Origin of the sequence: Streptomyces sp. NPDC059564, from assembly GCF_042735575.1 — a bacterium.
Taxonomy (GTDB): Bacteria; Actinomycetota; Actinomycetes; order Streptomycetales; family Streptomycetaceae; genus Streptomyces.
This window is the reverse complement of the sequence record NZ_JBHWBP010000092.1, coordinates 1-25,364: the sequence shown is the minus strand read 5'-3', so window position 1 is coordinate 25,364 and position 25,364 is coordinate 1. Positions and strand designations below refer to the sequence as shown.

Sequence of the window (25,364 nt, the reverse complement as noted above, 5' to 3'; positions counted from 1 at the left end):
TGACCCACCCCGCCACCAGGCGACAATGGCGGGGTGCTCCACGATCTCTTCCCGCCCGGAGTCCAGCACGCCCTGGACCTCGCGGGCATCTTCGTCTTCGCCACCGCGGGCGCCCTGCTCGCGGTCCGCAAGAACTTCGACGTCTTCGGCATCGCCGTCCTCGCCCTGGTCACCGCCCTCGGCGGCGGCCTCTTCCGCGACCTGGTCATCGGCGCCGTGCCCCCCGCCGCCTTCGGCGAGCTCAGCTTCTTCGTCACCCCCCTGGTCGCCGCCGCACTGGTCTTCTTCCTGCACCCCGAGGTGCAGCGGATCAACCGGGCCATCAACGTCTTCGACGCCGCCGGCCTCGCCCTGTTCTGCGTCACGGGCACGACCAAGGCCTACGAGTACGGTCTCGGCCTGACCGCCTCCGCCGCGCTGGGCCTCGCCACGGCCGTCGGCGGCGGCGTGCTGCGCGACGTCCTCGTCAACGAGGTGCCGTCGCTGCTGCGCGACCGCGAGATGTACGCCGTCCCGGCCATGGTCGGCGCCTCGATGGTGGCCGTCTTCATCGGCCTGGACAGGCTCAACGCCCTGACGACCGCCGTCGCCATCGTCACCACCTTCGTGCTGCGCCTGCTCGCGATGCGCTACCACTGGCGGGCCCCGCTGGCCTGGAACCGCCGCTCCGCGGTGGCCGAAGAGCCCTAACAAAAGCTACCGCTTAGTAGCTTGCCGGTGTACCGTCGAGCCATGTCATACGCAGCTGCCCAGGCCGCCGCCATCGGCGACAGCGAGTTCGACCGCGACACCACCATCGCCCCCCGCGCGGGCGAGCCCGGGGTGTACGACGCGGAGCTCTCCGCAGGCTGGACGATCATCAGCGCCGTCAACGGCGGATACCTGCTGGCCCTGGTCGGCCGGGCCCTGTCGGCGGCCCTGCCGCACCCGGACCCCTTCACCGTCTCGGCCCACTACCTGACCTCCTCGGTGCCCGGCCCCGCCGTGATCCGCACCCAGGTCGTCCGGGCGGGCCGGAACCTCTCCACCGGACAGGCCTCCCTGTTCCAGTTCGACGAGAACGGCGCCGAGGTCGAACGCATCCGCGTCCTCGCCTCCTACGGGGACCTCGCGGCGCTCCCGGACTCCGTGCACACGGTGGCGCGGCCGCCCGTCATGCCCGCCTACGAGGACTGCCTCGGCCCCGAGGCCGGCCCGGCCCCGATCCCCGGCAGCTCCGCCATCGTGGACCGCCTCCGGCTGCGCCTGGACCCGGCGACCGCCGGCTGGGCGGTCGGCGCACCCTCCGGCAAGGGCGAGATGCGGGCCTGGTTCGGGCTCGCCGACGGCCGCGACGCCGATCCGCTGTCGCTGCTGCTCGCGGTGGACGCGCTCCCGCCGACCGCCTTCGACCTCGGACTGCTGGGCTGGGCCCCGACCGTGGAGCTCACCACCCACATCCGCCGCCGCCCGGCCCCCGGCCCGCTCCGGGTGTCCATCGTCACCCGCAACCTGGCCGGCGGCTTCCTGGAGGAAGACGCCGAAGTCTGGGACTCCACCGACCACCTGGTGGCCCAGTCCCGCCAACTGGCCCGCGCCCCGCGCACCTAGGCCGGCGCCGCGGCCGGATCCGGCCGGGCCCCGTCCGCCCGGGCCTCACGGCCCGGGCCGGCGGGGTGCACCGGCCGGTTCGGCGGGTTCCGGCGTACCGCGGGGAACCCCGGCCGCCGGGGGCTCGTAGAATCGGGGGATCATGGCCTACCTCGACCACGCCGCGACCACGCCGATGCTCCCGGAAGCCGCTGCGGCGATGACCGCGCAGTTCGCCGCCACGGGTAACGCGTCCTCCCTGCACGCCGCCGGCCGCCGCGCCCGCCGCACCGTCGAGGAGGCCCGCGAGTCCCTCGCCGAGGCACTCGGCGCCCGCCCGAGCGAGGTGGTCTTCACCGCGGGCGGCACCGAGGCGGACAACCTCGCCGTCAAGGGGCTGTACTGGGCCCGCCGCGACGCCGACCCCGCCCGCACCCGCATCCTCGCCAGCCCCGTCGAGCACCACGCCGTCCTCGACGCCGTGCACTGGCTCGCCGAGCACGAAGGGGCGCGGGTCGAGTACCTGCCCGTGGACCGCTACGGGCGCGTCCACCCCGACGCCTTCCGCGAGGCCGTCGAACGCGCCCCCGAGGACGTGGCCCTGGCCACCGTCATGTGGGCCAACAACGAGATCGGCACCGTCATGCCGGTCCACGAACTGGCCGGGATCGCGAAGGAGTTCGCCATCCCGCTGCACTCCGACGCCGTCCAGGCCTTCGGGCAGCTCGACGTCCGCTTCGGCGACAGCGGCCTCGCCGCCATGACCGTCAGCGGGCACAAGATCGGCGGACCGTACGGGATCGGCGCGCTGCTCCTCGGCCGCGACCAGAGCCCCGTCCCCGTCCTGCACGGCGGCGGCCAGGAGCGGCACGTCCGCTCCGGCACCCTCGACGTACCGGCCATCGCCGCCTTCGCGGTCGCGGCGGTGCTCGCCGCCGAGCGGCGCGAAGCCTTCGCCGCGGAGATCGGCGCGCTGCGCGACGACCTCGTACGGGCCGTCCTGGCGGCCGTCCCCGACGCCGTCCTCGGCGGCGACCCCGACGGCCGGCTCCCCGCCAACGCCCACTTCAGCTTCCCCGGCTGCGAGGGCGACTCCCTGCTGCTGCTCCTGGACGCGCAGGGCATCGAATGCTCCACCGGCTCCGCCTGCACCGCGGGCGTCGCCCAGCCCAGCCACGTCCTGCTCGCGACGGGCACGGACCCGCAGCTCGCCCGCGGCACCCTGCGGTTCTCCCTCGGCCACACCTCCACGAAGGAGGACGTCGCCGCGGTGGCCGCCGCCATCGGCCCGGCGGTGGACCGCGCCCGCACGGCGGGCCTCAGCTAGGGGCTGGGCACGTAGGTCCTGGGCGCGCCGGGCCGCCCGGCCCCGGGCTCAAGCCCGGGGCGGCGTGGGCGTGGGCGTCGGCGCCGCCAGCTCGGCGCGGACCAGCCCGAGGTAGCGGTCCCAGTCCCAGTGGCGGCCCGGATCCGTGTGGTCGGCGCCAGGGACCTCCGAGTGCCCCAGGAAGTGCTTGCGGTCCGCCGGTATGCCGTACCTCCGGCAGACATCGGCGGCCAGCCGCGCCGAGGCCGCGTACATGGCGTCCGTGAAGTCCTGCGGACGGTCCACGAAGCCCTCGTGCTCGATGCCGACGCTGCGCTCGTTCATCGAGCGGTTCCCGGAGTGGAACGCCACGTCCAGCTCGCGCACCATCTGCTCCACATGGCCGTCCTTGCCGACTATGTAGTGCGCCGACGCCTTGTGGAACGGGTTCTTGAAGGCGTCCACCGAGGACGCGAAGCTGCCCTGGGTGACATGGATGACGATCCGGTCCACCCGGTAGTCGTCGGGCCGGTCGGCCAGCCGCCAGTTCGCCGGGGACGCCGCCGTCCAGCTCGCCCCCGCATGGTCCAGCTCGCCCTCCGTGCGCGGCTTGCGCACCCCCGGCACCAGCCACCAGGCCCGCCCGATCTCCTCGCGGCCGGCGAGCGCCGCCACCGCGAGCACCCCGAGCCCGCCGAAGAGCACCATCCGCCGGGTCCGGCCCGCCGGACCCTTGCCCGGACCCTTCGACCCCGCGCCCGTCGACCCCTGCTTGCCCTGCTCCACCATGTGATCCACCCCCCACAGGCGATAACGCGCCGTGACCGCGCCCGGTTCCCCGTACTCTGGACGGTGCTATGACTGAGAACCTGCCGCGCACCGCCCGCCCCCTTCGCGTCCTGGCCGCCATGTCCGGCGGCGTGGACTCCGCCGTCGCCGCCGCCCGCGCGGTCGAAGCCGGGCACGACGTCACCGGCGTCCACCTGGCGCTCTCCGCGAACCCGCAGTCCTTCCGGACCGGCGCCCGCGGCTGCTGCACCATCGAGGACTCCCGCGACGCCCGCCGCGCCGCCGACGTCATCGGCATCCCCTTCTACGTATGGGACCTCGCCGAGCGCTTCCGCGAGGACGTCGTCGAGGACTTCATCTCCGAGTACGAGGCCGGCCGCACCCCGAACCCGTGCCTGCGCTGCAACGAGAAGATCAAGTTCGCCGCGCTGCTCGACAAGGCCCTCGCCCTCGGCTTCGACGCCGTCTGCACCGGCCACTACGCCACCGTCGTCCTGAACGAGGACGGCACCCGCGAGCTGCACCGCGCCTCCGACATGGCCAAGGACCAGTCCTACGTCCTCGGCGTGCTCGACGAGAAGCAGCTCGCCCACGCCCTCTTCCCCCTCGGCGACACCCTCACCACCAAGGAAGAGATCCGCGCCGAGGCCGAGGAGCGCGGCCTGGCCGTCGCGAAGAAGCCCGACAGCCACGACATCTGCTTCATCGCCGACGGCGACACCCAGGGCTTCCTCGCGAACCGCCTGGGCAAGGCCGAAGGCGACATCGTCGACGAGACCGGCGAGAAGGTCGGCACCCACGAGGGCGCCTTCGGCTTCACCATCGGCCAGCGCAAGGGCCTGCGGATCGGCCACCCGGCCGCCGACGGCAAGCCGCGCTACGTCCTCGACATCTCCCCGGTGAACAACACGGTCACCGTCGGCCCCGTCGAGGCCCTCGACGTCACGGCCCTCACCGCGATCCGCCCCCGCTGGTGCGGCGCCGCGGCCGCCGCCCCGGGCACGTACACCGCGCAGCTGCGCGCCCACGGCGGCGAGACCGAGGTCTTCGCCGAGATGGTGGACGGCGAACTGCGCGTGCGCTTCACCGAGCCGGTCCGCGGCGTGGCCCCCGGCCAGGCGATCGTGCTGTACGACGGCACGCGCGTGGTCGGCTCCGCCACCATCGCCACGACCACCCGGGCCGCGGCCCCCGCCTCCGCTTAGGCGACCGTCAGGACGATCTTGCCGGTCGTCCGGCCCCGCTCGCCGATCTCGTGGGCCTTCGCGGCCCGCTCCAGCGGCAGGACCGTGTCGACCAGCGGCTTCAGCAGGCCCTGGTCGGCCAGGGAGGCGATCTCCCGCAGGCCCGCGAGGTCCGGTTCCACCAGGACCCAGGCCGCGTGCACGCCCGCCGTGTCGGCCGGGATGCCGTCCGGGCCCGGCAGGGTCACCAGGTGTCCGCCCGGCTTGAGCACCTTCAGCGAGCGCGCCGTGTAGTCACCGCCGATGGCGTCGATCACGACGTCCACGTCCGTGACCGCGTCCTCGAAGTCGGTGGTGCGGTAGTCGATCACCTCGTCGGCGCCCAGGCCGCGCAGCAGCTCGTGCTTGCCCGCGCTCGCGGTGCCGATGACGTACGCGCCGCGCGCCTTGGCGATCTGCACGGCCAGGTGGCCGACCCCGCCGGCCGCGGCGTGCACCAGCACGCGCTGCCCGGCCGCGACCCCGGCGGTGTCGACCAGCGCCTGCCACGCGGTCAGCGCCGCCAGCGGCAGGGCCGCCGCCTGTACGTGGTCCAGGGAAGCGGGCTTGCGGGCGAAGTGCCGGGCGGGGGCGGTCACGTACTCGGCGTACGCCCCGGCCTGCTGCGGGAAGCGGGGCATCCCGTACACCTCGTCGCCCACGCCGTACAGGGTCACGCCCGGGCCGACGGCCTCGACGGTGCCGGAGACGTCCCAGCCGACCTGCGGGACCGGGCCCCAGGGGATCAGGGCCCCGCTCTCGCGGGTCTTCCAGTCCACCGGGTTCACCCCGGCGGCGTGGACCCGGACCAGGATCTCGCCCATGCCGGGCTCGGGACGGTCCAGCTCGGTCTCGGTGAGTACCTCGGGTCCGCCCCACTGGCTGACGACGATGGCGAGCATGTGTTTCTCCTCGGGTGCGTTTCGTGCTGTTGCGACTCCAGCTTCGGCTCCGGGACGCACCCGTGGTATTGGCCGGACGGCCACCATGTGACAGAATCTGGCCATGCACCGTGTCGCCGTACTCGCTCTCGAAGGCGTCCCCCCGTTCGAGCTGGGCATCCCCTCCCGGGTCTTCGGAAACGCCCAGGACGAGGCCGGGAACCCGCTCTACGAGCTGACCGTCTGCACCGCCGACGGACAGCCCGTGACCAGCGACGCGGGCTTCACCGTCGGCGTCTCGGCCGGCCCCGAGGCCCTCGCCGCCGCCGACACCGTGATCATCACGCCCACGCACTCCATGGACGAGCTCGCACAGGGCGCGCCCCTGCCGCAGGCGCTGATCGACGCCCTCGCCGCGATCCGGCCCGGCACCCGGCTGGTCTCCCTCTGCACCGGCTCCTACGTCCTCGCCGCCGCCGGGCTGCTCGACGGCCGGCCCGCGACCACGCACTGGCTGCACGCCCCCGAGTTCCAGCGCGGCTTCCCGCGCGTCCGGCTCGACGAAGAGGTGCTCTTCGTCGACGACGGCGACATCCTCACCTCGGCGGGCGTGGCGGCCGGCGTCGACCTCTGCCTCTACCTGATCCGCCAGGACCACGGCTCCGCCGTCGCCAACCACGCCGCGCGGCTGTGCGTCGTACCGCCCTGGCGGGACGGCGGGCAGGCCCAGTACATCGACCGGCCCGTACCCGAGCCCACCGTCGCCACCACCACCGCCACCCGCGCCTGGGCCCTGGAGCGCCTCGCCGAGCCGGTCACGCTGGCCGAGCTGGCCGCCCACGCCCGGATGAGCCTGCGCACCTTCACCCGCCGGTTCCGCGACGAGGTCGGCATGACCCCGGTCCAGTGGCTCACCGTCCAGCGCCTGGAGATCGCCCGCAACCTGCTGGAATCCACCGACCTCGCCGTCGACCTCGTCGCCCACCGGTCCGGCTTCGGCTCCGCCAACTCCCTGCGCCAGCACATGCGCACCGCCCTGGGCGTCTCCCCGATCACCTACCGGCGCACGTTCCGCCCCGCCGCCCCCACCCCGGTATGACCTCCGGGGTAATCGACCCCCGCCCGGCCCCCTGACAGGCTCGTTCCGAGGGCCCGGACCGCCGGGCCGACCGACCGGGGAGACCGCCATGACCGCGTACGCCATCGCCCACATCCGCCCCGAGACCATGAACGACGACATCCTCCGCTACATCGAGGAGATCCAGACCACCATGGACCCCTTCGGCGGCCGCTTCCTCGTCCACGGCAAGGAGGTCGAGGTCAAGGAGGGCCCCTGGCCCGGCACCGTCGTCGTCATAGGCTTCCCCGACATCGAGCGGGCCCGCGCCTGGTACGACTCGCCCGCCTACCAGGCCATCCTCCCGCTGCGCACCGGCCACATCGCGGGCGAGGCCATCCTGGTCGAGGGCGTCCCGGCCGACTACGACGCCACGAAGACGGCCGACCGCCTGCGCGCGGACGCAGGGCTCTGACGGCGGGGAACCGCGCGCCGTCGCCCGTCGTCGGGGTGCGAGCATGGGCGGTATGGCTACTCACCTGATCACCGGTGCCGGATCCGGCATCGGCGCCGCCGTCGCGGCCCGTCTGCACGCCCGGGGCGACGACCTCGTCCTGCTCGCCCGCGACGCCGGACGCGGCAAGCAGCTCGTCGAGCGGTACCCCGGGGCGCGGGCCCTCGTCGGTGACCTCGCCGATCCCGACCGGCTCTCGTGGGCCTTCTCCAAGCAGCCGATCCCGGAGCGGATCGACTCCCTCCTGCACATCGCCGGGATCGTCGACCTCGGACCCGTCGCCGAACTGCGCCCCAAGACCTGGCACCAGCAGCTCAACGTGAACCTCATCGCCCCCGCCGAGGTCACCCGGCTGCTGCTGCCCACCCTGCGCGCCTCCAAGGCCACCGTCGTCTTCGTGAACTCCGGCGCCGGACTCCACGCGCACGCCGAGTGGGGCGCCTACGCCGCCTCCAAGCACGGGCTCAAGGCCCTCGCCGACTCCCTGCGGGAAGAGGAGAAGCCCAACGGGATCCGCGTCACCTCCGTCTACCCGGGCCGCACCGCCAGCCCGATGCAGGCCAAGGTGCACTCGCAGGAGGGCAAGGAGTACGACCCCGCGCGCTGGATCGACCCCGAGTCGGTGGCGACCACCGTCGTCATGGCCGTCGACCTCCCGCGCGACGCCGAGGTCAACGACCTGAGCGTCAGGCCCGGCCGGTGACCGCGAACGCCACCGGCGTCGGCTCGCTGCCCGGCGGGGACGCCCGCGAGGCCGCCAAGACCGTCACCGGGTCCTTCGAGGAGTTCCCGTACCTCGCCGAGCTGCCCGCCCGCGGACCCGGCGCGGACATGATCGGCCGCTCGCTGGGCCTGCTCGTCGACATGTACGCGCACGTCGAGCCCAGCGGCTGGCGGATCAGCGACCGCCCCGGACGGGACACGAAGAGGGCCCGCTCCTGGCTCGGCGAGGACCTCGACGCCCTGGAGGAGTTCACCCAGGGATACACGGGCCGGCTCAAGGTCCAGGCCGTCGGCCCGTGGACCCTGGCCGCCGCCCTGGAACTGCACGGCGGCGAGGCCATGCTCCAGGACCCGGGAGCCTGCCGGGACCTCGCCGGATCCCTCGCCGAGGGCCTGCGCACGCACCTGGCCGACGTGCGCAAGCGGATCCCCGGCGCCGAGATCGTCCTCCAGTACGACGAGCCCTCGCTCACCTCCGTCCTGCTCGGCCGGGTCCGCTCCGCCAGCGGCTACCGCACCTACCGGGCCGTCGACCGGCAGGTCGTCGAATCCGCCCTGCGGGACCTGTTCGCCGTCCACGACGGGGAGGTGATCGTGCACTCCTGCGCCCCCGAGGTCCCCTTCGCACTGCTCCGCCGGGCCGGCGCCGCGGGCGTGTCGTTCGATTTCTCCCTGCTCACCGAGCGCGAGGACGACGCCATCGGCGAGTCCGTCGAAGACGGCATGAAACTCTTCGCCGGAGTGGTGCCCGGCACCGACGGCCCGTTGTCGGACCCGGGCGGTAGCGTCATGGGTGTCAGGAAGCTCTGGCGCAGGCTGGGGCTGGCCCCGGGGACTCTCGCCGAGTCCGTCGTGGTCACCCCGTCGTGCGGTCTGGCGGGCGCTTCGCCCGCCTACGCGCGCGCGGTGCAGGCGCACTGCGTCAGAGCGGCGAGGTCGCTCGCCGACAACCCTGAGTGACGGTCGAGACGGGCCACGGGAGGACACGGCATGGCAGCCGAACAGCAGGACACGGCAGTACCGGCGGCGGTGCGCGAGCAGCACCAGCTGCTCGCCGAGCAGATCGAGGAGCACCGCTTCCGGTACTACGTGAACGACCAGCCGGTCGTCAGCGACGCCGAGTTCGACAAGCTGCTGCGCTCGCTGGAGGCGCTGGAGGAGCAGTACCCGGAGCTGCGCACGCCCGACTCGCCCACCCAGAAGGTGGCGGGGGCGTACGAGACGGACTTCGCCTCCGTCGAGCACCGGGAGCGGATGCTCTCCCTCGACAACGCCTTCGACGACGAGGAACTGGCCGCCTGGGCCGAGCGCGTGGCCCGGGACGTGAACACCTCGGACTACCACTACCTGTGCGAGCTGAAGGTCGACGGCCTCGCCGTCAACCTCACCTACGAGAACGGCCGCCTCACCCGTGCGGCCACCCGCGGCGACGGCCGCACCGGTGAGGACATCACGCCCAACGTCCGCACCATCGCCGAGATCCCGGACCGGCTCAAGGGAGACCGGATCCCGGCCCTCGTGGAGATCCGCGGCGAGGTCTTCTTCCCGATGGAGAAGTTCGAGGAGCTCAACGCGAGACTCGTGGAGGCGGAGGGCAAGCCCTTTGCCAACCCGCGCAACGCGGCGGCCGGTTCGCTGCGCCAGAAGGACCCGAAGGTCACCGCGAGCCGCCCGCTCCACATGGTCGTGCACGGCATCGGCGCCCGCGAGGGCTTCGACATCGAGCGCCAGTCGCAGGCGTACGAGCTGCTGCACGAATGGGGCCTGCCCACGGCCCGGCACAACAAGGTGGTCTCCTCGCTCGCCGAGGTCCGCGCGTTCATCGCGTACTTCGGCGAGAACCGGCACTCGGTGGAGCACGAGATCGACGGCGTCGTCGTCAAGCTCGACGAGATCGGTCTCCAGGGCCGGCTCGGCTCCACCGCGCGCGCCCCGCGCTGGGCCATCGCCTGGAAGTACGCCCCCGAAGAGGTCAACACCAAGCTGATCGACATCAAGGTCGGCGTCGGCCGCACCGGGCGCGTGACCCCGTACGCACAGGTGGAGCCGGTGACGGTGGCGGGCTCCGAGGTCGAGTTCGCGACCCTGCACAACCAGGAGGTCGTCAAGGCCAAGGGCGTGCTCATCGGGGACACCGTCGTGCTGCGCAAGGCGGGCGACGTCATCCCCGAGATCCTCGGCCCGGTGGTCGACCTGCGCGACGGCACCGAGCGGGAGTTCGTGATGCCCGCCGAGTGCCCCGAGTGCGGGACGGCGCTGCGGCCCATGAAGGAGGGGGACATCGACGTCCGGTGCCCCAACGGGCAGACCTGCCCCGCCCAGTTGCGGGAGCGGCTCTTCTACCTCGGCGGGCGCCAGAGCCTGGACATCGAGAACTTCGGCATGGTCGCGGCGGCCGCGCTGACCGGCCCCCTGGAGCCGGCCGTCCCGCCGCTGCTCGACGAGGGCGACCTCTTCGGCCTCACCATCGAGCAGCTGCTGCCCATCAAGGCCTACGTCCTCGACGCCGACAGCGGGCTGCCCAAGCGGGACCCCAAGACGGGCGAGGAGAAGATCGTCACGGTCTTCGCCAACCAGAAGGGCGAGCCGAAGAAGAACGCCCTGGCGATGCTGGAGAACATCGCGGCAGCCAAGGAACGCCCGCTCGCCCGCATCATCAACGGCCTGTCGATCCGTCACGTCGGCCCGGTCGCGGCGGAGGCCCTGGCCCGCGAGTTCCGGTCGATCGAGCGCATCGAGCAGGCCACCGAGGAGGAGCTGACCGCCACCGAGGGCGTCGGGGCGATCATCGCCGCCTCCCTCAAGGAGTGGTTCGCCGTCGACTGGCACCAGGAGATCCTGCGCAAGTGGCGGGAGGCCGGCGTCCGGATGGAGGAGGAAGGTTCCGGCGAGGAGGAGGGGCCGCGGCCGCTGGAGGGGCTGACCGTGGTCGTCACCGGCACGCTGCAGAGCCACACCCGGGACGGCGCCAAGGAGGCCCTGCAGAGCCGGGGAGCCAAGGTGACCGGATCGGTGTCGAAGAAGACCTCGTTCGTCGTGGTCGGCGACAACCCCGGTTCGAAGTACGACAAGGCGGTCCAGCTGAAGCTGTCCGTCCTCGACGACGCCGGATTCGAGGTCCTGCTCGAACAGGGCCCGGACGCGGCCCGCGAGGCGGCGCTCCCGCTGGACGGCGGAAGCGAAGCCCAGTAGTACCTGTAGGAGTAGCGAAGACGAACGGATGCGTGGCGTGCGGCCGTACGGGCGGGCGCACGCCCGGCGCGGTGTCCGGTGGTAAACGGCCGGTACAGGGCTGGTCGGGGGGCGGTGACCTGTCGGATCATCGGATGGGTGACCCGGGGGTCCTGGTCCGAACTCACCCGTTCGGCGGATACCGTACTGATGAGGATGGCTGGGTCGCATTCGGGCAACCACCGCCGACCGCTGCCCCTGGGAGCCTCTCGCGTCCTACTGTTGTGGGGTGCGCCTGTCGTGCACGGCTGCCTGATGCGCTTCCAGCCGTGATGGCATGACATCGGGGCCATCGCGTGACATCGGCATCGCCGGCTGTGAGAGGGACGGGCATGAAACCCACCGAAAGCGCCGACCCGTCACCTGAATTCGGCGGGGACATCCCGTCCATGCGGGCGGGCCGGCTCGGTGTCCTGGGCACCAGGACACCGGAAACCCGTGCCCTCGACACCGGGCCGGGCGGGACGGGGCAGGACCGGCGGCGCACCGTGCTGCCCCTCGTCGTCGTGGGCCTGTCCGCCGTGGTGCTCGTCGGCGGCGTCATCTCGGCACTGACCGACCGTCAGGCGCTGTTCCCCGGAGGCACGGTCGGCTGGGCGCTGGCCCTGCTCACGGGAATCATCGTCGGCCACCTGGTCGCGCTGGGCCGGGACCGCTGGTGGGGCGGCACCGGATCGGGCGCCGCGCTCACCCTCGGCGTGCTCCTCCTCTACGGGTGGGTCCCGGCCGGACTCGTCTCGCTCGCGGTGGTCTCCCTGGTCGGGGCCGCGCGCCGGCACCGCTGGAGGCAGGGCCTGCTGCACGGCTCCGCCGACATCCTCGGCATCGGCGCCGGGGCCCTCGTCCTGGCCGCCTTCGGCGACGCGCCAACCGTCGAGTCCCCCTGGCCGCCCACCACCTGGGACCTCGCGGCCGCCCCCGAGGTGGTCCTCGTCGCCGTCTCCTACCTGCTCGTCACCCGGGTCCTGCTGTGGTTCGCGCTGGCCCCGCGCGGCGGCGGGCTGCCCACGGTGGCCCGCACCGCCCTGCTCCGCCAGGCGCTGGTCGCCGCGGCCCTGCTCGGCATCGCCCCGTTGATCTGCGTCGTCGCCAGCACCCAGCCGGTGCTGCTGCCGCTGTTCGCCGTACCGCTCATCGCGCTCGACTCCACCTTGTGGATCGCCCGGGCCCGGGCGGAGGAACAGCTGCGCGACACGCTGACCGGCCTGCCGAACCGGCAGTGGCTGCTGGAACGGGCCTGGTCGGCCCTGGACGAGGCTGAACGTTTGGGCACCCGCGCGGCCCTGGTCCTGATCGACCTGGACCGCTTCCGTGCCGTCAACGACACCCTCGGCCACCTGGCGGGGGACCGGCTGCTGCTCCAGATCGCCGACCGGCTGCGGCAGGCGCTGCCGCCCGACGCGGAAGTGGCCCGGCTCGGCGGCGACGAGTTCGCCGTCCTGCTGCCCGTCGCCGACTCCACCACCAGCGCCCAGCGCGTCGCCCGCCACCTGGTCGCCGAGCTCAGCTCCCCGCTCGACCTGGACGGGCTCACCCTCGTCCTGGAGGCCAGCGCCGGGCTCGCCGTCTTCCCCGACCACGCGCTCGACGCGGAGGGGTTGCTGCGGCGGGCCGACGTCGCCATGTACCAGGCGAAGCGGGACCGCACCGGCGTCGAGGTGTACGAGTCCAAGCGCGACAGCAACACCCCCGACCGGCTCGGCCTCCTCGGTGACCTGCGGCGGGCCCTGGACGCCGGCGAGGTGGAACTCCACTACCAGCCGAAGGTCCGCTTCGACGGGCACGTCGCCGGGCTGGAGGCGCTGGTGCGCTGGGTGCACCCGGAGCGGGGGCGGGTCCCCCCGGACGAGTTCATCGCCATCGCCGAGACCTCCGGGCTGATGCCGCACCTCACGGAGTACGTCCTGGAGACGGCCCTCGCGCAGGTCGCGCGGTGGCGGGCCCAGGGGCTGAAGGTGCCGGTCGCCGTCAACGTGTCGCCGCGCGACGTCCACACCCCCGGCTTCGCGGGCGCGGTCGCGGCCCGGCTGGCGCGGCACGGGGTTCCGGCGAGCGGGCTCCAGCTGGAGATAACGGAACACGTCCTGCTGGAGGACCCCCAGCGGGCGGCGGACACCATGGCCGGGCTGACCGGGCACGGGGTCAAGATGTCGCTGGACGACTTCGGCACCGGCTACTCGTCGCTGGTGCACCTGCGGCGGCTGCCCGTCAGCGAGCTGAAGATCGACCGGTCGTTCGTGGCACGGCTGGCGGTGGACGCGCAGGACGCGGAGATCGTGCGGTGCACGGTGGACCTGGCGCACTCGCTGGGGCTGCTGGTCGTCGCCGAGGGCGTCGAGGACGACGAGACGTGGGAGCGGCTGCGGGATCTGGGCTGCGATGCCGTGCAGGGGTGGCTGGTGGCCGCCGCGATGCCTCCGCAGGAGGCCACGGCGTGGCTCCTGGCCCGCGGTGAGCGCGGCTGGCGCCGCCCGGCCGACATCACCGCGGAACTCGCCGCCGCGGCGGCCGCCTCCGAGACTCCGGCCCCGTAGCCGGACGCGTGCCGCCGGGCGGCGGGCGTCGCTCGGGGTGACGTCCCGTACGCTCTGCGTGTGTTCCCCGCCGGTGCGGGGGTGGTCCCAGCGACGGGCTCGACCACTTCGCTGGTCAGCTGTGGTCCCCGCAGTGGCGGGGGTGAACAAGTGGTGCGCTGCCGGGCGCCCGCGCCCTCTAGGATTGGGCGTACGCCCAGAACTCCAACCCCAGAGGATCGCTGCATGCCTGGCATCACGCGCGAGGAGGTCGTTCACCTCGCTCGGCTGGCACGTCTGGAGCTGTCCGGCGAAGAGCTCGACCACTTCGCAGGACAGCTCGACGACATCATCGGCGCGGTCGCCCGCGTTTCCGAGGTCGCCGACCAAGACGTCCCGCCGACCTCCCACCCGCTGCCGCTGACGAACGTCATGCGCGCGGACGAGGTCCGTCCGTCGCTCACCCCCGAGCAGGCGCTTTCCGGCGCTCCCGCCCAGGAGCAGCAGCGTTTCAAGGTGCCGCAGATCCTGGGGGAGGACTAACAACCATGACTGACCAGATCATCAAGCTCACGGCCGCCCAGACCGCCGAGAAGATCGCCTCCGGCGAGCTCACGGCCGTCGAGGTCACCGAGGCCCACCTGGCCCGCATCGACGCGACCGACGAGAAGGTCCACGCCTTCCTGCACGTCGACCGTGAGGGCGCCCTCGCGCAGGCCCGCGCCGTCGACGCCAAGAAGGCGGCCGGCGAGAAGCTCGGCCCGCTGGCCGGCGTCCCGCTCGCGCTCAAGGACATCTTCACCACCATCGGGGTCCCGACCACCGTCGGTTCGAAGATCCTCGAAGGCTGGATCCCCCCGTACGACGCCACCCTGACGCGCAAGCTGAAGGAAGCCGACGTCGTCATCCTCGGCAAGACCAACATGGACGAGTTCGCCATGGGGTCCTCCACCGAGAACAGCGCCTACGGCCCGACCGGCAACCCGTGGGACCTCACCCGGATCCCCGGCGGCTCCGGCGGCGGCTCCGCGGCCGCGCTGGCCGCCTTCCAGGCCCCCCTCGCCATCGGCACGGACACCGGCGGTTCCATCCGCCAGCCCGCCGCCGTCACCGGCACCGTCGGCGTCAAACCCACGTACGGCGGCGTCTCCCGCTACGGCATGGTCGCCTTCTCCTCGTCCCTCGACCAGGGCGGCCCGTGCGCCCGTACGGTCCTGGACGCGGCCCTCCTCCACGAGGTCATCGCCGGCCACGACCCGATGGACTCCACCTCCATCGACGCCCCGGTCCCGCCGGTCGTCGAGGCGGCCCGCAACGGCTCCGTCGCCGGCATGCGCGTCGGTGTGGTCAAGCAGTTCGCCGGCGAGGGCTACCAGGCCGGTGTCGTCCAGCGCTTCAACGAGTCGGTGGAGCTCCTCAAGGAGCTCGGCGCCGAGATCGTCGAACTGGACTGCCCGTCCTTCGACCTCGCGATGGCCGCGTACTACCTGATCGCGCCGTCCGAGTGCTCCTCGAACCTGGCCCGCTTCGACGCCATGCGCTACGGCCTGCGCGTCGGCGACGACGGCACCAAGTCCGCCGAGGACGTCACCGCCCTGACCCGCGAAGCCGGTTTCGGCGACGAGGTCAAGCGCCGCATCATCCTCGGCACGTACGCGCTCAGCTCCGGCTACTACGACGCGTACTACGGCTCCGCCCAGAAGGTCCGCACGCTCATCACGCAGGACTTCGAGAAGTCCTTCGAGAAGGTCGACGTGATCGTCTCCCCGACGACCCCGACCACCGCCTTCGCGATCGGTGAGCGCACCGACGACCCGCTCGCGATGTACCTCGCGGACCTGTGCACCATCCCGACCAACCTGGCCGGCAACTCCGCCATGTCGCTGCCCTGCGGCCTGGCCCCGGAGGACGGTCTCCCGGTCGGACTGCAGATCATCGCCCCGGCGATGAAGGACGACCGGCTGTACAAGGTCGGCGCGGCCGTCGAGGCCGCCTTCGTCGCGCGCTGGGGTCACCCGCTGCTTGAGGAGGCACCGTCGCTGTGAGCACCAGTGCACTGTCCAAGGCCAAGGGCTTCAAGAAGTCCAAGTCCGGTACCTACCTGTCGATCGGCACCACCGCCTTCGGCGCCTTCAGCGTGATCAAGCAGGCCAAGAAGGCCCGCACCGAGCACGACACGCTGAAGCTGGTCGATGCCGTCGTGTCCGCCGCCGCCATCGTCACCGGCCTCGCGATCCTGTACCGCGAGCTGAAGCGCCTCGGCGACGACGACGTCCTGCTGGGCTGAGAGGGAAAGTTTCACCGTGAGCACCTACACCGAACTGATGTCGTACGAGGACGCCCTCGCGTCGTACGACCCCGTCATGGGCCTCGAGGTCCATGTCGAGCTCGGCACCAAGACCAAGATGTTCTGCGGCTGTTCCACCGAGCTGGGCGCCGAGCCCAACTCGCAGACCTGCCCCACCTGCCTCGGTCTGCCGGGCTCCCTCCCGGTCGTCAACGCGATCGGCGTCGAGTCCGCCATCAAGATCGGTCTCGCGCTGAACTGCGAGATCGCCGAGTGGTGCCGCTTCGCCCGGAAGAACTACTTCTATCCGGACATGCCGAAGAACTTCCAGACCTCCCAGTACGACGAGCCGATCGCCTTCAACGGCTTCCTCGACGTGCAGCTGGAGGACGGCGAGATCTTCCGCGTGGAGATCGAGCGCGCCCACATGGAGGAGGACACCGGCAAGTCGCTGCACGTCGGCGGCGCCACCGGCCGTATCCACGGCGCGTCCCACTCCCTGCTGGACTACAACCGCGCCGGCATCCCGCTCATCGAGATCGTCACCAAGCCGATCGAGGGCGCGGGCGAGCGGGCCCCCGAGGTCGCCAAGGCGTACGTCGCCGAGCTGCGCGAGGTCATCAAGGCGCTCGGCGTCTCCGAGGCCCGCATGGACAAGGGCCAGATGCGCTGCGACGTGAACCTGTCGCTGCGCCCGACCCCCGAGTCCGAGTTCGGCACCCGCAGCGAGACGAAGAACGTCAACTCGCTGCGCTCCGTCGAGCGCGCGGCCCGCTTCGAGATCCAGCGCCACGCGGCGGTGCTCTCGTCGGGCGGCACGATCGTGCAGGAGACCCGGCACTTCCACGAGGAGGACGGCTCCACCACGGCCGGCCGCATCAAGGACAACGCCGAGGACTACCGCTACTTCCCGGAGCCGGACCTGGTGCCCGTGGCCCCGGCCCGCGACTGGGTCGAGGAGCTGCGCGGCGGTCTGCCCGAGATGCCGCGCGTGCGCCGCAACCGGCTCCGCGAGGAGTGGGGCGTCACCGAGCACGACATGCAGTCGATCCTCAACGCGGGTGCGGTGGACTCCATCGTCGCCACGACCGAGGCGGGTGCCGACTCGGCCGCCGCGCGCAAGTGGTGGATGGGCGAGCTGGCCCGCAACGCCAACGAGCAGGGCGTCGTCGTCGACGAGCTGCCGATCACCCCGGCCCAGGTCGCGCGGGTCGCGGCCCTGGTCGCGGACGGCTCGCTCAACGACAAGCTGGCCCGTCAGGTCATCGAGGGCGTCCTCGCCGGCGAGGGCACCCCGGACGAGGTCGTCGACAAGCGCGGCCTGAAGGTCGTCTCGGACGAGGGCGCGCTCGGCGCGGCCGTCGACGAGGCCATCGCGGGCAACGCGGCCATCGCCGACAAGATCCGCGGCGGCAAGATCGCCGCCGTGGGCGCGCTGGTCGGCGCGGTCATGAAGACCACCCGCGGCCAGGCCGACGCCGCGCGCGTCAAGGAGCTCATCCTGGAGCGCCTGGGCGTGACGGAGGGCTGAGCCCCTCCACCGAACGGCCGAAGGCCCCGCACCCGTTGCCGGTGCGGGGCCTTCGCCGTCCCGTACGGTGCTCAGCCAGCGGTACCCGGCGCGCTGAGGAAGGTCAGGCGGGCCGGCTTGGCCGGGAGGTAGACCTCGGGCAGGTCGATCTCCGGGAGCTCCACCTCCGGGCCGAGCACGAAGCCGGTGCGCACCAGCCGCTCGATGGCCTTGGCGTTGCGCGCGTCCGGCTCGGCGACGAGCCGGCGGACGGAGCCGTCGGAGAACAGGTACGAGAGGAAGGCCGTCATCAGGCCCCCCGTGAAGCCCGGCCGGGCCGCGCCGCCCTCGACCGGGCCGATCAGCAGGTGCACGCCGACGTCCCCGGGCAGGACCTCGTAGCACTCGCCGACCCGGTCCTCGGCGCAGTCGTACGTCTGGAAGAGCGCCACCGGCTCGCCGTCGAGGGCGACCATGAAGGCGTGGTGGGTGGTGCGGCGGTCGACGTCCTCGTAGACCTCCTGGACCAGTTCGACGCTCGCCCCGTTCATGCCCCAGAAGCGCGCCCGCTCCTCGCTGACCCAGCCGTGGATCCGGGCGGCGTCGGCGGCGGGGTCGACGGGGGTGATGGTGACCGTCCCGAAGCCCTCCACGAGGAGGGTGTGGACGGGGGTGCGGGTGGAGGCGGTTCTCATGCGGATTCTTCCTTGGTGAGCAGGGTCCAGTCGGTGACGACGGGGACGAGGGCGCAGTCGGACCAGAGCGGGAGCTGGTCGCGGTGGTGCGGGGAGCCGGTGACGCCGTCCGCGCCCAGCGGGACCGCCCACAGGCTGTCCTCGCGGCGGGCCAGGTCCCAGACGTAGCGGGCCGCCGAGGCGCGGGCGGTGCGGTCGGTGAACCCGGGTACGGAGGAGGTGGCGTTGACGCAGTCGTGGTCGCCGCCGAGGCCGGGCCAGACGGCGTCCTCGTCGGGCAGTGCCTGCCAGGGGGAGAGCACGTGCACCCGCGACCAGGGCGTGTCGGGGAGGTCCGCCGAGGCCGTGTCCTCCAGGGCGGCGCGGACGTGCGCCGCGCGGTCCAGGCCGGGCAGGAGCGGGGTGGTCAGCAGGCCCTCCAGGGCGTAGCCGACGCGGGGGAGGAGGTACAGCCAGGGGTGGAACACGTCGGGGCCGTCCGGGGCCGGGGCCAGGCGGGCGAAGACCGGGTCGGCCGCGAGGCGGCGTACGGTCGCGGTCCTGAGGGCCGAGAAGACGGTGGCGTCGGTGCTGTCGGCCGCCATGTGCCGGTCCCAGGCGAGGAGTCGGGCCCGGAGCTTGTCGGCGGCGGGGGAGAGGCCGTCGAGGCCGGGCAGCAGCGCGAGGAGCGGCTCGGCGGAGGCCAGGTGCGTGTCGCGGTGTACGTCGGCCATCGCGGGCGGGGTCCAGTCCGCCGAGCCGCTGAGCAGCGCGCGGATGCGGTCGGCGCGGTGCGGGGGCGCGAACTCGACGCCGAGCGGGGAGGCGATGCCGCGCGCGTTCGCCATGACGGCGAAGCCCTGCACCGGCTCGGCGGGGGTGGGCGCCCAGCCCCGCCAGGCGTGCCGGGGCTCCCAGGCGGGCACCGGGCGGAGCCGGTTGGCGGGGTCGCGCAGCGGGACGGCGCCCGCGACGCGGTGCAGGAGGCCGCCGTCGGTGTCGGCGGCGTGGACGACGTTGACGGGCTCGGCCCAGCCGTCGAGGGCGGCGTCGATGTCGGCGACGGTGCGGGCGCGGAGCAGCGCGGGGAGCACGGCGAAGCCGAGGTCGGCGCGGACGCGGGGCGGGTAGCGCAGGGAGAGGGTCTGGGGGGCGTCGGGGGCGGTGCCGTCGGCGGCTGGGGCGTCCGGGGCGGCTGCGGCGTCCGGGGCGTCCGGGGCGTCCGGGCGGATGATGACCGGGCCGCGGGCGGTTTCCAGGACCTCGACCTCGACGTCCGGGCCGCCCGCGACGGTGATGGTCTCGGTGTGCCGGGCGACCGGCTCCCAGGTGCCGTCGGGGCCGAGGGCCTCCACCCCGTCGCCGTCGGCCGCCGGCCGGAGCCGCTCGACGTAGAGGTCCTGGTAGTCGGCCATGGCGTTGGTGATCGCCCAGGCGGCGCTGCCGGTGTGCCCGAAGTGGCCGAGGCCGGGGACGCCCGGGACGGCCAGGCCGAGGACGTCGTACTCGGGGCAGGCCAGGCGTATTTGCTGGTAGACGCCCGGGTCCTCGATGAACCGGTGCGGGTCGCCCGCGATGATCGCCGCGCCGGAGGCGGTCCGGTCGCCCGGGACGAGCCAGCCGTTGCTGCCCGCGGTGCCGGGGCCGTCCGTCGCGAAGAGGGTGGCGGCCCCGTCGCCGAGGGCGCGGGCGACGCGCTCGCGCCAGAGCTTCGTGGCGAAGCCCGCGAACAGGATGTGCGTGCCGATCCAGATCGAGAGCGGGACCCACGGCTGCCAGGGGGCGGGGGTGTGGCCGGTGCGCGCGAAACGGTCGTCGCGGGCGGCGCCCTCGGCGAGGCCCGCGTTGACCCCGTCGACGTACGCGCGGACCCACGCGCCGGTCTCGGGGTCGAGGGCTTCGTAGCAGCGCCGCGCGGTGTCGTCGAGGCGGGCCTGGCGGGCGAACCGGTCCCAGGTGACGCAGTCCGCCCCGAGGAACGCGGCGCTGGAGCCCTGGGCGCGGTGCCGCTCGACCTCCAGCTGCCAGGCCCGGTCCACGGCCGTGACGCGGCCCTGGGCGTAGGAGAGCCGGAGGGGGCCGGACGCGCGGAGGTGGGGGATGCCCCAGCTGTCGCGGAAGACCTCGTAGTCCTCGGTATTCACACTGCTCACACTCTTCCCCAAGCGTCTTAGGTTAGGCTGGCCTAACTATAAGGGTGTCAGGGGGAGGGGCGGACAGGGCGGTCGGCAAGGGCCGGGCTACTGGCGCCCCTCCTGAGCGCGGCGGGGGTGGCGGGGGCTTCCTCTCAGGCGCCGACGGTTCCGTCGACGGCCTCGCGGAGGAAGTCCGCGTGGCCGTTGTGGCGGGCGTACTCGTGGATCATGTGCAGCATCACGAGGCGGAGCGAGGCGTCCTCCTCCCACTTCGCGACGTGGACCGTCACATCGAGGGACGGGGCGGACGCCTCGAGGGCGCGCGAGTGCTCGACCTCCTCCTCCCAGGCGGCGAAGGCCTCGGCGCGGGTCGAACCGGAGGCGTCGTAGGCGGCCTGGAAGTCGTGGTCGTCGGACCACAGGTGCGGGACGTCCGCGCCGCCGAGCGTGCGGCGGAACCAATGGCGCTCCACCTCCGCCATGTGCCGGACCAGGCCCAGCAGGCTGAGCGTGGACGGCGGCGAGGCCGGGCGGCGCAACTCCTCGTCGGTGAGCCCCTCGCACTTCCAGGCGAGGGTGGCCCGGTGGTAATCGAGGAAAGCGCGCAGGGTCTCACGCTCTCCTCCGGTCAACGGCGGTCCTATACGTTCCATCCCCCGATCCTGCCGTGTCCGCCCGGCCGGGGAAAGGGAGTTCCGCCGCTCACGGTCGCCCGATGTACGGGGTCGTCACGCCCAGGACGCCGAAGCCCAGGCGTTCCAGGATCGGGCGGCTGTCCTGCGAGGCGTCCACCTGGAGGTACGGGATGCCGCGGGCCGCCGCCACGCGGGCGCGGTGGGCCACGAGGAGGCGGTAGATGCCCCGGCCGCGCCAGCGCGGGTCCGTGCCGCCGCCCCACAGTCCGGCGAAGGAGCCGCCCGGCCGCATCTCCATGCGGGCCGCGCTGACCGGTACCTCCCCGGCCATCGCCAGCACGGCCTCGATCGTGTCGGGCTCGTCCCGCAGCAGGGAGAGCATCTGCTCCCGGATCCGGGGCCGCTCCGTGCCGAAGGCCCGGTGGTGGACCTCCATCATCAGGTCCACCCCGGCCTCGTCCGTGACCACCCGCAGGGTGATTCCCTCCGGCGCCTCCACCGGCAGCGCGGCGAGGTCCGCCGTGCGGGCCACCATCAGCGTCTCCGGCGGCTCCGGCACGAAGCCCGCCGCCCGCAGCCGCTCCCCGAGGTCGGCGGGGCGGTCGTGGGAGTACAGCTTCCACTCGAACTCCACGCCGCCGCCCGCGTCCCCGTCGAGGGCGCCGAAGTACGCCACCTGCGCCGCGATCTCCGCGTCCGCCGTCGCCTCGTCGAGGTCCGACCACAGCACGCCGTTCCAGCCGAGCCCGGGCACGGTACGTACGACCGCCCCCACCCGTTCCACGGACGCGTGCGCGGCGTCGCGCCGCACCTCCGCGTCGTACCGGTCGCGCACCTTCAGCAGTTCTTCCCGATCCATCGTCATCGGGGCAGCTCACCAGGTTCCGGCCGCATCCGACAACTGCATTAGCCTCAGCCCCGTGAACGACGAATCCGCCGTCTACACCGGCAAGGCCACGCCCGACGCCGCCGCCGACCGCGGCTGGCTCCTCGGCCACTTCAAGGAGCCCGGCGATCCCCGCCACAGCGAGGACGTCGAGATCAAGTGGGGCGTCCACCCCAAGGGCGAGGAACGCGCGCAGTGGGTCACCGGCGAGCGCCGTACCGCGCTCCAGGTCCTGATCAGCGGCCGGTTCCGGCTGGAGTTCCCCGGCCGGACCGTGGTCCTCGCCGAGCAGGGGGACTACGTGGTCTGGGGGCGCGGGGTCGACCACTCCTGGTACGCGGAGGAGGACACGGTCGTCCTCACCGTGCGATGGCCCTCCGTCGCCGGCTACCGCGTCGCAGACCTGTGACGATGCACACGAAACCGGCCAACGATCACCAAACGCTGCGATCGTGGCATTGAGGTGTAGACCACCCTCGCCTCTTCACAACTCCAGCAGTTCACGAGTTGCACGAGTTGCACGAGTTCAAGCGTTCTTTGCGTCGGGCCGCCTCCCGGTGAAGATCCGAACCACCAGGGAGCACGTCCGTTGGCAGCAATCGCCCGGTGGTGCATGCGGCACCGACTGGCCACCGTTCTGATCTGGCTGCTCGCCCTCGGCGCCACGGCCGCGGCGGCCGGCGCCGCCGGGACCGCGTTCTCCAACGACTACGAGGTCCCCGGTACGGAGTCCGCCAAGGCCCACGCCCTCCTGCGGGACGGCTTCCACGGCCAGGGCGGCGACACCGACACCGTCGTGTGGCGGACCCCGGACCACCAGAGCGCACGGGACCCGGACGTCGAACGGCGCATGACCCGGGCCCTGGACGCCATCGCCGCCCTCCCCGGCGTCGGATCGGTCGCCGGCCCCTACGGGCCGGGCCCCGGCAGCGCCGGGCAGATCAGCCCCGACGGGCGCACCGCCTACGCCGTGGTCACCTTCGACCGGCCGGCCGACTCCGTACCCAAGGAACAGGCCCAGGCGGTCGTGCACGCGGCGCGCAACGAGGCCACCCGGGCCGACGGCCTCCAGGTGGAACTCGGGGGCCGGGCCATCGGACTGACGGAGGCACCGAGCCCCCACCTCGCCGAGGTCATCGGCGTCGCCATCGCCGCCGTGGTCCTCTTCCTCGCCTTCGGCTCCCTCGCCGCCAGCCTGCTGCCCATCGCGACCGCCCTGGTGAGCGTCGGCAGCGCCTACTTCGGGATCACCCTCCTCGGGCACGCCATGCCCGTCGCCGACTTCGCCCCGATGCTCGGCACCCTCGTGGGCCTCGGCGTCGGCATCGACTACGCCCTGTTCATCGTCACCCGGCACCGCAAGGGACTGGCCCGGGCGCTCTCCGTCGACGAGGCCGCCGAGAGCGCCGTCGCCACCACCGGCCGGGCCGTCGTGTTCGCCGGGGCCACCGTCTGCATCGCCCTGCTCGGCATGCTGGTGCTGCGGCTGAACTTCCTCGACGGCGTCGCGATAGCCGCGTCCCTCACCGTGGTCCTCACCGTCGCCGCCTCCGTCACCCTGCTGCCCGCACTCCTCTCCTACATCGGCCCGCGGGCCCTCTCGCGCCGCGAACGCCGCAGGCTCGCAGCCGAAGGCCCCCGTCCCGAGACGCCCACCGGATTCGCCGCCCGCTGGTCCGCCTTCGTCGAACGGCACCCCAAGGTGCTCGGCCTCGTCGCCACCCTGGTCATGGTGGTGCTGGCGCTGCCCACCCTCTCGCTCCACCTCGGCACCTCCGACCAGGGCAACAACCCGGCCGGATCCACCACGCGCAAGGCCTACGACCTGCTGGCCGACGGCTTCGGCCCGGGCACGAACGGCCCGCTCACCGTCGTCGCCCGCCTCCAAGGGGCCGCGGACCACGTCGCCGTGGACCGGCTGGCCGAGGCGCTGCGCACCACCGAAGGCGTCGCCTCCGCCGGTCCCGCGGTCTTCAGCCGCAGCGGGGACACCGCCGTCCTGACGGTCGTACCGCGGTCCGCGCCGCAGTCCCGGGCCACCAGCGAACTGGTCGACACCCTGCGCCGGGACGTCATCCCGCGCGCCGGGGAAGGCAGCTCGATGCGGGCCCACGTGGGCGGGGTGACGGCCGGCTACGACGACTTCGCCGAGGTGATCATCGGGAAGCTGCCCCTCTTCGTGGGGGTGGTCATCTCGCTCGGCTGCGTGCTCCTGCTGCTGGCCTTCCGCTCCCTCGGCATCCCGCTCAAGGCGGCCGCCATGAACGTCGCGGCCGTCGCCTCCTCCTTCGGCGTCGTCGTCGCGGTCTTCCAGTGGGGCTGGGGGAGCGAGCTGATGGGCCTGGGCAGCGCGGGCCCGATCGAACCCTTCCTCCCGGTGATCATGGTGTCCGTGCTGTTCGGGCTCTCCATGGACTACCAGGTCTTCCTGGTCAGCCGGATGTACGAGGAGTGGCTGGAGACCGGCGACAACCGGCGGGCCGTGCGCGTGGGACTCGCGGAGACCAGCCGGGTGATCAACTCGGCGGCCGTCATCATGATCTCCGTCTTCCTCGCGTTCGTGCTCAGCGGAGACCGGCTCATCGCGATGTTCGGCATCGCGCTCGCCGTCGCCGTCGCGCTCGACGCCTTCGTCCTGCGAACCCTGCTGGTCCCCGCCCTCATGCACCTGCTCGGCGGAGCGAACTGGTGGATCCCCCGCTGGCTGGACCGCCGGCTGCCCCGCATCAGCATCGAGCCCCCGGAGTGCCGCACGCGTGCGACACTTCCGGCGCAGCGGCCGGACGCGGACCACGCGCAACCGGCCCCCCTGCCCCGCTGACCGGTTACGAGCCGTAAGGAAGCACGGATGTTCGCGATAGACCTCGCCGACGACGCCCAGCTGTTCCCGCTGGAGATCTGGCACGCCGAGGAGTTCCTGGCCCACATGGACCGCGGCCGCGAGTTCATCGGCCAGTACATCGGTTTCCCCGACCGCGCCACCGACCTCGATTCCGCCCGGCGGCTCCTCGGCTCCAACGCCGAGAAGGCGGCCGCCGACGGAGCCCGGCTGTACGGCATCCGCGTCGACGGCACCCTCGTCGGCGGGGTCCTCTTCCGCAGCTTCGACGCGGCCTCCGGCAACTGCGAGGTCGGCTGCTGGATGGAGCCCGCCGGGGCGGGCCGGGGCCTGGTCACGAAGGCCTGCCGGGTCCTGATCGACTGGGCGTTCCAGGAGCGCGGCATGCACCGCGTCGAGTGGCACGTCGCCAGCGGCAACAAGAAGAGCATCGCGGTCGCCGAGCGGCTCGGCCTGACCCGCGACGGCGTCATGCGGCAGGACCACCTCCACCGCGGCGTCCGCCTGGACTCCGAGTTCGGGTCTGTCCTGGCCGTCGCATGGGCCGCCTCCCCCACCGCCTAGCTGCCCGGGGCGCGGCCGCCGCCCCGGG

Annotated in this window: 23 protein-coding genes; 17 read left to right on the top strand and 6 right to left on the bottom strand. The window is 73.0% G+C overall.

Annotated features, from left to right (window positions below; translation table 11 throughout):
• The first annotated feature begins 33 nt into the window (after window positions 1-33).
• The 3 genes from ACFV0Q_RS18020 (at window position 34) to ACFV0Q_RS18010 (ending at window position 2,896) form a co-directional block, all read left to right on the top strand.
• Entirely contained in the window at window positions 34-690 is a 657-nt protein-coding gene (locus tag ACFV0Q_RS18020) for a trimeric intracellular cation channel family protein (RefSeq protein WP_385006367.1), read from the top strand.
• Between the two features lie 42 nt (window positions 691-732).
• Window positions 733-1,590: a thioesterase family protein gene (locus tag ACFV0Q_RS18015; protein ID WP_385006365.1), complete on the top strand. Its 858-nt coding sequence runs from the start codon at window positions 733-735 to the stop codon at window positions 1,588-1,590.
• A 142-nt stretch (window positions 1,591-1,732) separates the two neighbouring features.
• Window positions 1,733-2,896, top strand: coding sequence for a cysteine desulfurase family protein (locus ACFV0Q_RS18010; protein ID WP_385006363.1), 1,164 nt, complete (start codon window positions 1,733-1,735; stop codon window positions 2,894-2,896).
• A 48-nt stretch (window positions 2,897-2,944) separates the two neighbouring features.
• Here the strand turns inward: ACFV0Q_RS18010 and ACFV0Q_RS18005 are convergent, their stop codons facing one another.
• Window positions 2,945-3,664, bottom strand: coding sequence for an N-acetylmuramoyl-L-alanine amidase (locus tag ACFV0Q_RS18005; protein ID WP_385006373.1), 720 nt, complete (start codon window positions 3,662-3,664; stop codon window positions 2,945-2,947).
• 68 nt (window positions 3,665-3,732) lie between these two features.
• Here ACFV0Q_RS18005 and mnmA point away from each other — a divergent pair, with 68 nt between their 5' ends.
• Window positions 3,733-4,869 carry a tRNA 2-thiouridine(34) synthase MnmA gene (mnmA, locus tag ACFV0Q_RS18000; protein WP_385006361.1) on the top strand — a complete coding sequence of 379 codons (1,137 nt, stop codon included), beginning with the start codon at window positions 3,733-3,735 and terminating at the stop codon, window positions 4,867-4,869.
• Here the strand turns inward: mnmA and ACFV0Q_RS17995 are convergent.
• The gene (locus tag ACFV0Q_RS17995; RefSeq protein ID WP_385006359.1) at window positions 4,866-5,789 is read right to left on the bottom strand and encodes an NADP-dependent oxidoreductase; all 924 of its coding nucleotides are present in this window, start codon (window positions 5,787-5,789) and stop codon (window positions 4,866-4,868) included. The two genes, mnmA and ACFV0Q_RS17995, sit on opposite strands and share 4 nt — an antisense overlap.
• A 103-nt stretch (window positions 5,790-5,892) precedes the next feature.
• On the opposite strand from ACFV0Q_RS17995, the gene ACFV0Q_RS17990 reads away from it, so the two are divergent.
• The 10 genes from ACFV0Q_RS17990 (at window position 5,893) to gatB (ending at window position 17,624) form a co-directional block, all read left to right on the top strand.
• Window positions 5,893-6,867, top strand: a complete 975-nt coding sequence (locus tag ACFV0Q_RS17990; RefSeq protein WP_385006357.1) for a GlxA family transcriptional regulator — start codon at window positions 5,893-5,895, stop codon at window positions 6,865-6,867.
• Window positions 6,868-6,955: 88 nt separating this feature from the next.
• Window positions 6,956-7,300, top strand: a complete 345-nt coding sequence (locus ACFV0Q_RS17985; protein ID WP_385006355.1) for a DUF1330 domain-containing protein — start codon at window positions 6,956-6,958, stop codon at window positions 7,298-7,300.
• Window positions 7,301-7,352: 52 nt separating this feature from the next.
• Window positions 7,353-8,042 carry an SDR family oxidoreductase gene (locus tag ACFV0Q_RS17980; protein ID WP_385006353.1) on the top strand — a complete coding sequence of 230 codons (690 nt, stop codon included), beginning with the start codon at window positions 7,353-7,355 and terminating at the stop codon, window positions 8,040-8,042.
• Window positions 8,039-9,022: a methionine synthase gene (locus ACFV0Q_RS17975; RefSeq protein WP_385006351.1), complete on the top strand. Its 984-nt coding sequence runs from the start codon at window positions 8,039-8,041 to the stop codon at window positions 9,020-9,022. The genes ACFV0Q_RS17980 and ACFV0Q_RS17975 overlap by 4 nt, the downstream gene beginning before the upstream one ends.
• A 30-nt stretch (window positions 9,023-9,052) precedes the next feature.
• Complete coding sequence (gene ligA / locus ACFV0Q_RS17970; protein WP_385006349.1) at window positions 9,053-11,254, top strand: NAD-dependent DNA ligase LigA; 2,202 nt, start codon at window positions 9,053-9,055, stop codon at window positions 11,252-11,254.
• Between the two features lie 371 nt (window positions 11,255-11,625).
• On the top strand, window positions 11,626-13,827 hold the full coding sequence (locus tag ACFV0Q_RS17965; protein WP_385006347.1) for a putative bifunctional diguanylate cyclase/phosphodiesterase: 2,202 nt from the start codon (window positions 11,626-11,628) through the stop codon (window positions 13,825-13,827).
• 225 nt (window positions 13,828-14,052) lie between these two features.
• Complete coding sequence (gatC, locus tag ACFV0Q_RS17960) at window positions 14,053-14,349, top strand: Asp-tRNA(Asn)/Glu-tRNA(Gln) amidotransferase subunit GatC (protein ID WP_266842456.1); 297 nt, start codon at window positions 14,053-14,055, stop codon at window positions 14,347-14,349.
• A gap of 5 nt (window positions 14,350-14,354) precedes the next feature.
• Window positions 14,355-15,851: an Asp-tRNA(Asn)/Glu-tRNA(Gln) amidotransferase subunit GatA gene (gene gatA / locus ACFV0Q_RS17955; RefSeq protein ID WP_385006345.1), complete on the top strand. Its 1,497-nt coding sequence runs from the start codon at window positions 14,355-14,357 to the stop codon at window positions 15,849-15,851.
• Window positions 15,848-16,093, top strand: coding sequence for a hypothetical protein (locus ACFV0Q_RS17950; RefSeq protein ID WP_266573809.1), 246 nt, complete (start codon window positions 15,848-15,850; stop codon window positions 16,091-16,093). The genes gatA and ACFV0Q_RS17950 overlap by 4 nt, the downstream gene beginning before the upstream one ends.
• A gap of 37 nt (window positions 16,094-16,130) precedes the next feature.
• Window positions 16,131-17,624 (top strand): Asp-tRNA(Asn)/Glu-tRNA(Gln) amidotransferase subunit GatB, encoded by a 1,494-nt coding sequence (gene gatB, locus ACFV0Q_RS17945; RefSeq protein ID WP_385006371.1) that lies wholly within the window; start codon window positions 16,131-16,133, stop codon window positions 17,622-17,624.
• 71 nt (window positions 17,625-17,695) lie between these two features.
• Here the strand turns inward: gatB and ACFV0Q_RS17940 are convergent, their stop codons facing one another.
• The 4 genes from ACFV0Q_RS17940 to ACFV0Q_RS17925 all read right to left on the bottom strand — a co-directional run bounded on the left by ACFV0Q_RS17940 (window position 17,696) and on the right by ACFV0Q_RS17925 (window position 21,906).
• On the bottom strand, window positions 17,696-18,298 hold the full coding sequence (locus tag ACFV0Q_RS17940) for a GNAT family N-acetyltransferase (RefSeq protein WP_385006343.1): 603 nt from the start codon (window positions 18,296-18,298) through the stop codon (window positions 17,696-17,698).
• Complete coding sequence (locus ACFV0Q_RS17935) at window positions 18,295-20,430, bottom strand: penicillin acylase family protein (RefSeq protein ID WP_385006341.1); 2,136 nt, start codon at window positions 20,428-20,430, stop codon at window positions 18,295-18,297. The genes ACFV0Q_RS17940 and ACFV0Q_RS17935 overlap by 4 nt, the downstream gene beginning before the upstream one ends.
• Before the next feature lie 134 nt (window positions 20,431-20,564).
• Window positions 20,565-21,065: a DinB family protein gene (locus tag ACFV0Q_RS17930; RefSeq protein WP_385006339.1), complete on the bottom strand. Its 501-nt coding sequence runs from the start codon at window positions 21,063-21,065 to the stop codon at window positions 20,565-20,567.
• A 49-nt stretch (window positions 21,066-21,114) separates the two neighbouring features.
• Complete coding sequence (locus tag ACFV0Q_RS17925) at window positions 21,115-21,906, bottom strand: GNAT family N-acetyltransferase (RefSeq protein WP_385006369.1); 792 nt, start codon at window positions 21,904-21,906, stop codon at window positions 21,115-21,117.
• Window positions 21,907-21,967: 61 nt separating this feature from the next.
• Between ACFV0Q_RS17925 and ACFV0Q_RS17920 the strand changes: the two genes are divergently transcribed.
• From ACFV0Q_RS17920 to ACFV0Q_RS17910, 3 genes are all read left to right on the top strand, one after another.
• Window positions 21,968-22,342 (top strand): signal peptidase I, encoded by a 375-nt coding sequence (locus tag ACFV0Q_RS17920; RefSeq protein ID WP_385006337.1) that lies wholly within the window; start codon window positions 21,968-21,970, stop codon window positions 22,340-22,342.
• A gap of 180 nt (window positions 22,343-22,522) precedes the next feature.
• Window positions 22,523-24,754 (top strand): MMPL family transporter, encoded by a 2,232-nt coding sequence (locus ACFV0Q_RS17915; protein WP_385006335.1) that lies wholly within the window; start codon window positions 22,523-22,525, stop codon window positions 24,752-24,754.
• A 27-nt stretch (window positions 24,755-24,781) separates the two neighbouring features.
• Window positions 24,782-25,336 carry a GNAT family N-acetyltransferase gene (locus ACFV0Q_RS17910; protein ID WP_385006333.1) on the top strand — a complete coding sequence of 185 codons (555 nt, stop codon included), beginning with the start codon at window positions 24,782-24,784 and terminating at the stop codon, window positions 25,334-25,336.
• Window positions 25,337-25,364 lie beyond the last annotated feature (28 nt).

Coding starts and splice junctions, on each gene's coding strand:
- ACFV0Q_RS18015 (WP_385006365.1), top strand. CDS start 733: ATGTCATACGCAGCTGCCCAGGCCGCCGCCATCGGCGACAGCGAGTTC.
- ACFV0Q_RS18010 (WP_385006363.1), top strand. CDS start 1,733: ATGGCCTACCTCGACCACGCCGCGACCACGCCGATGCTCCCGGAAGCC.
- ACFV0Q_RS18005 (WP_385006373.1), bottom strand. CDS start 3,664: ATGGTGGAGCAGGGCAAGCAGGGGTCGACGGGCGCGGGGTCGAAGGGT.
- mnmA (WP_385006361.1), top strand. CDS start 3,733: ATGACTGAGAACCTGCCGCGCACCGCCCGCCCCCTTCGCGTCCTGGCC.
- ACFV0Q_RS17995 (WP_385006359.1), bottom strand. CDS start 5,789: ATGCTCGCCATCGTCGTCAGCCAGTGGGGCGGACCCGAGGTACTCACC.
- ACFV0Q_RS17990 (WP_385006357.1), top strand. CDS start 5,893: ATGCACCGTGTCGCCGTACTCGCTCTCGAAGGCGTCCCCCCGTTCGAG.
- ACFV0Q_RS17985 (WP_385006355.1), top strand. CDS start 6,956: ATGACCGCGTACGCCATCGCCCACATCCGCCCCGAGACCATGAACGAC.
- ACFV0Q_RS17980 (WP_385006353.1), top strand. CDS start 7,353: ATGGCTACTCACCTGATCACCGGTGCCGGATCCGGCATCGGCGCCGCC.
- ligA (WP_385006349.1), top strand. CDS start 9,053: ATGGCAGCCGAACAGCAGGACACGGCAGTACCGGCGGCGGTGCGCGAG.
- ACFV0Q_RS17965 (WP_385006347.1), top strand. CDS start 11,626: ATGAAACCCACCGAAAGCGCCGACCCGTCACCTGAATTCGGCGGGGAC.
- gatC (WP_266842456.1), top strand. CDS start 14,053: ATGCCTGGCATCACGCGCGAGGAGGTCGTTCACCTCGCTCGGCTGGCA.
- gatA (WP_385006345.1), top strand. CDS start 14,355: ATGACTGACCAGATCATCAAGCTCACGGCCGCCCAGACCGCCGAGAAG.
- gatB (WP_385006371.1), top strand. CDS start 16,131: ATGTCGTACGAGGACGCCCTCGCGTCGTACGACCCCGTCATGGGCCTC.
- ACFV0Q_RS17940 (WP_385006343.1), bottom strand. CDS start 18,298: ATGAGAACCGCCTCCACCCGCACCCCCGTCCACACCCTCCTCGTGGAG.
- ACFV0Q_RS17930 (WP_385006339.1), bottom strand. CDS start 21,065: ATGGAACGTATAGGACCGCCGTTGACCGGAGGAGAGCGTGAGACCCTG.
- ACFV0Q_RS17925 (WP_385006369.1), bottom strand. CDS start 21,906: ATGGATCGGGAAGAACTGCTGAAGGTGCGCGACCGGTACGACGCGGAG.
- ACFV0Q_RS17910 (WP_385006333.1), top strand. CDS start 24,782: ATGTTCGCGATAGACCTCGCCGACGACGCCCAGCTGTTCCCGCTGGAG.